This window comes from Prevotella sp. oral taxon 306 str. F0472 (genome assembly GCF_000257925.1).
Lineage (GTDB): Bacteria > Bacteroidota > Bacteroidia > Bacteroidales > Bacteroidaceae > Prevotella > Prevotella vespertina.
Window position 1 is genome coordinate 1 of record NZ_AJIN01000001.1, and the last position, 3,557, is coordinate 3,557.

Below are 3,557 nucleotides of genomic sequence, written 5' to 3' on the forward strand. Positions count from 1 at the left end.
TTTTAGACAAAATGACATAAGGACATATTGTTTTAATGACATATATTAAAGACATAATAATATAGTAACAATGTGCTTAGTAACAGATGTTTAAGACATAAGGATATGTTTTTTTAGACAAAATGACATAAGGACATATTGTTTTAATGACATATATTAAAGACATAATAATATAGTAACAATGTGCTTAGTAACAGATGTTTAAGACATAAGGATATGTTTTTTTAGACAAAATGACATAAAGACATATTGTTTTAATGACGTGTTTCTTAGGCTGAGTAATATAGGGTTACGAGGTGTACGAGTATAAGATAGCAAATAAGGAAAGGCTCTTCTCAAATGGAGAAGAGCCTTTCTTCCTATCCAAAAGAGCCTTTCTTCAATGTGACGAAACGCCCTCTTTATCTGCAAATAATGGTTTTCACTCCCCTCTCCATTCGGAGAGGGGTTGGGGGTGAGGCTTCTTCTCAAATGGAGAAGAGCCTTTCCTTGTTTTCGTTCTTTCGTTATTAGGATTCGTGTTCCTATGTTGCTATGTCTTAATAATATGTCCTTCAACCCATATGTCTTTATGTCATTTTGTCTAAAAAACCATGTTCTTCTGTCTTAAACATCTGTTACAAAGCACATTGTTCCTATGTTACTCTGTCTTTAAAGTATGTCATTAAAACAATATGTCCTTATGTCATTTTGTCTAAAAAACCATGTCCTTCTGTCTAATTAACCACAACCTAGAATAGTGAACATTGCATTTTGAATTAGATAAACTGCTCAACAACATGTGCAACACCATCTTCTTCGTTCGATAATGTTACGTAATCGGCTTCGGATTGAATGTCTTTTGCAGCGTTCGCCATGGCTACCCCGAGTCCTGCAAAGCGTATCATACTCAGGTCGTTATAGCCATCACCACAGGCGATAACCTCCTCTTGGGTGATACCGAGTGTAGTGATTAAGCGGTTGAGCGACTGCGCTTTGTCGATACCTAAGGGCACACACTCTAAGAAGTAATCGGCTGAACGATAGAGTTCCATCTGTCCTTTCAGTTGAGCAAGTAGACTTAACTCTAGTTGATGGAGCTTAGTTGGTTCGCCAACAATCAGACATTTATTAATAGGATAGACCAGTTGACAGAGGAAGTCATCGTATTGTACGACGGGCATCTTATTGATGTGCGCCTCAATCTGTACATATTTATCATCCTTTTGAGTGGCTGCAATACCCTCACCTTGGTAAGTTAGAATCTGTAAACCAGCCTTTTTCGCCCCTTCGTAGAGCATGGGAACGAGCTTCTCATCCAACTTCTGTTCAAATAAAACACGATTGTTCGTGCAGTCAATAATCTTTCCTCCATTGTAAGCGAGGATGAATCCGCCATGAGTCTTTAGTTCTAACTCCTCAGCAAGAGGCATAATTCCGTAAGTGGGACGCCCCGATGCCAATACAATATGCACACCCTTTGCCTGCGCTTGCATAAGAGCTTCCTTCGTCTTAGGCGTTATCTCCTTCTTATTATTCGTCAGTGTGCCATCAAGATCGAGCACAATCATCTTATAGTTCATATATCCTTTACACTTAATCATTCGTCATTTGTATGCAAAGGTACATATAAGTCGAGTCCAGGTAATAGTTAATTACGCAATTTAACACTTGCACTTCATTTAATAGCTATCATATCTTGGCTATCAGAAAATAATGTCGTACTTTTGCAAGTAACAATAGGTATTGACTTATTTCATTATTAAAACATAATTAATTATGGCAGTAGTAGATTACAAGAAATTAGGTCTCGTGAACACACGTGATATGTTCAAGAGGGCAATCAAAGGCGGTTATGCAATCCCAGCATTCAACTTCAATAACCTTGAGCAGCTTCAGGCAATCATCAAGGCATCATCAGAACTAAAGTCACCAGTTATCCTTCAGGTATCTAAGGGTGCCCGCAAGTATGCTAACCAGACTTTACTTCGTTACCTTGCAGAGGGTGCTGTAGAGTACGCAAAGGAGTTGGGTTGCCATCATCCAGAGATTGTTCTTCACCTAGACCATGGTGATAGCTTCGAGACATGTAAGTCTTGTGTAGACTTCGGATTCTCTTCTGTAATGATTGATGGTTCTGCTCTTCCATACGAGGAGAATATCGCTTTGACAAAGAAGGTAGTAGAGTATGCACATCAGTTCGACGTAACTGTAGAGGCAGAACTTGGTGTTCTCGCTGGTGTTGAGGATGATGTTGTAGCTGAGGTATCACACTATACAAAGCCAGAAGAGGTTGTTGACTTCGCTACTCGCACTGGTTGTGACTCATTGGCAATCTCTATTGGTACTTCTCATGGTGCTTACAAGTTCACTCCAGAGCAGTGTACACGTGACCCGAAGACTGGTCGTTTGATTCCTCCTCCATTGGCTTTCGACGTTCTCGCAGCCATCGAGAAGCAGCTCCCAGGCTTCCCAATCGTTCTTCACGGCTCTTCTTCTGTTCCACAGGAGTATGTTGACATCATCAACGAGCATGGTGGTAAGTTGCCAAACGCTGTTGGTATTCCTGAAGATCAGCTCCGTCAGGCAGCTAAGAGTGCTGTATGTAAGATCAACATCGACTCTGACTCACGTCTTGCATTTACTGCAGGTGTACGTCAGACATTCGATGAGCACCCAGAGTACTTCGACCCACGTCAGTACTGCGGAAAGGCTCGTGAGTACATGGAAGACCTTTACAAGCATAAGATCACAGATGTTCTTGGTTCTGACAACAAGCTCGTTAACTGCGATTAATTTACAGTTGTAGATTAGAATTACCATATAGTAAAAGATGGCGGTAGTGCCCTTATTGGGTGCTATCGCTTTTCTTTTTATATGATACTTCTTCTTATTTTATTTGTTCCTTTTAATTTTTATTATTACCTTTGCCGTCGACTTATCAAAAAGCAGATGAGAATTACAAAGAATCATAATTATCAGCAGTACGCAGCCCTATATAATAAAGGTATAGGTACGGTTGTTCGTACATTTGATTCTCTAACAAAAAAAGATGAGAAAAAGATAGCAAATTATTTGGTAGTTCCAAATATTTGTATACTCTCTCTCTCTCTCTCTCTAGTAGAGCAGACGTAAATTACACATTTTTTTCTTCTCGCGTACGCGCGCGCGAAGCGTGCCGCAAACCCTGTAAACAAAGGACTTCAGAAGTGTCCTTTGTTCTTTTTTTGTGTCCGTACCTAAACCGAAATATAGAGAAATTAAGCACGAAATAACAACTATTTTTAATCAATAAAACAATGGAGAAAAAGAAAGAAAAGAAGAACTATTCTGCACCTAATTGCGTAATAGTTCAGGTAAACGAAACCACTAATTTAATGGCGGGGTCTCCTTTTAATGGTCAGCACAACCCAGCAACACCTGGAGGAACCATCAGCAGTGCTAAGCAAGCACCAGCATGGCAGGGAGCTGACAATGAGAACGAAGACGATTTTTCCGCTTGGGAAGACTAACAGAGAGTTATTAACAAAGAGAACTAAGTAAAAATGAAGAAAACGATGAAACGACATTCATTCATA

4 protein-coding genes are annotated in these 3,557 nt (G+C 39.8%); 3 read left to right on the forward strand and 1 reads right to left on the reverse strand.

Annotation, left to right across the window (positions count from 1 at the left end; genetic code table 11):
* Window positions 1-758: 758 nt before the first annotated feature.
* The gene (locus tag HMPREF9969_RS00005; protein ID WP_009433828.1) at window positions 759-1,562 is read right to left on the reverse strand and encodes a Cof-type HAD-IIB family hydrolase; all 804 of its coding nucleotides are present in this window, start codon (window positions 1,560-1,562) and stop codon (window positions 759-761) included.
* Window positions 1,563-1,758: 196 nt separating this feature from the next.
* Between HMPREF9969_RS00005 and HMPREF9969_RS00010 the strand changes: the two genes are divergently transcribed.
* The 3 genes from HMPREF9969_RS00010 (at window position 1,759) to HMPREF9969_RS00020 (ending at window position 3,491) form a co-directional block, all read left to right on the forward strand.
* Window positions 1,759-2,775, forward strand: coding sequence for a class II fructose-bisphosphate aldolase (locus HMPREF9969_RS00010; RefSeq protein WP_009433833.1), 1,017 nt, complete (start codon window positions 1,759-1,761; stop codon window positions 2,773-2,775).
* Between the two features lie 156 nt (window positions 2,776-2,931).
* Window positions 2,932-3,114 (forward strand): hypothetical protein, encoded by a 183-nt coding sequence (locus tag HMPREF9969_RS00015; protein WP_009433830.1) that lies wholly within the window; start codon window positions 2,932-2,934, stop codon window positions 3,112-3,114.
* A gap of 164 nt (window positions 3,115-3,278) precedes the next feature.
* Window positions 3,279-3,491 (forward strand): hypothetical protein, encoded by a 213-nt coding sequence (locus HMPREF9969_RS00020; RefSeq protein ID WP_009433829.1) that lies wholly within the window; start codon window positions 3,279-3,281, stop codon window positions 3,489-3,491.
* Window positions 3,492-3,557 lie beyond the last annotated feature (66 nt).

Coding starts and splice junctions, on each gene's coding strand:
- HMPREF9969_RS00005 (WP_009433828.1), bottom strand. CDS start 1,562: ATGAACTATAAGATGATTGTGCTCGATCTTGATGGCACACTGACGAAT.
- HMPREF9969_RS00010 (WP_009433833.1), top strand. CDS start 1,759: ATGGCAGTAGTAGATTACAAGAAATTAGGTCTCGTGAACACACGTGAT.
- HMPREF9969_RS00015 (WP_009433830.1), top strand. CDS start 2,932: ATGAGAATTACAAAGAATCATAATTATCAGCAGTACGCAGCCCTATAT.
- HMPREF9969_RS00020 (WP_009433829.1), top strand. CDS start 3,279: ATGGAGAAAAAGAAAGAAAAGAAGAACTATTCTGCACCTAATTGCGTA.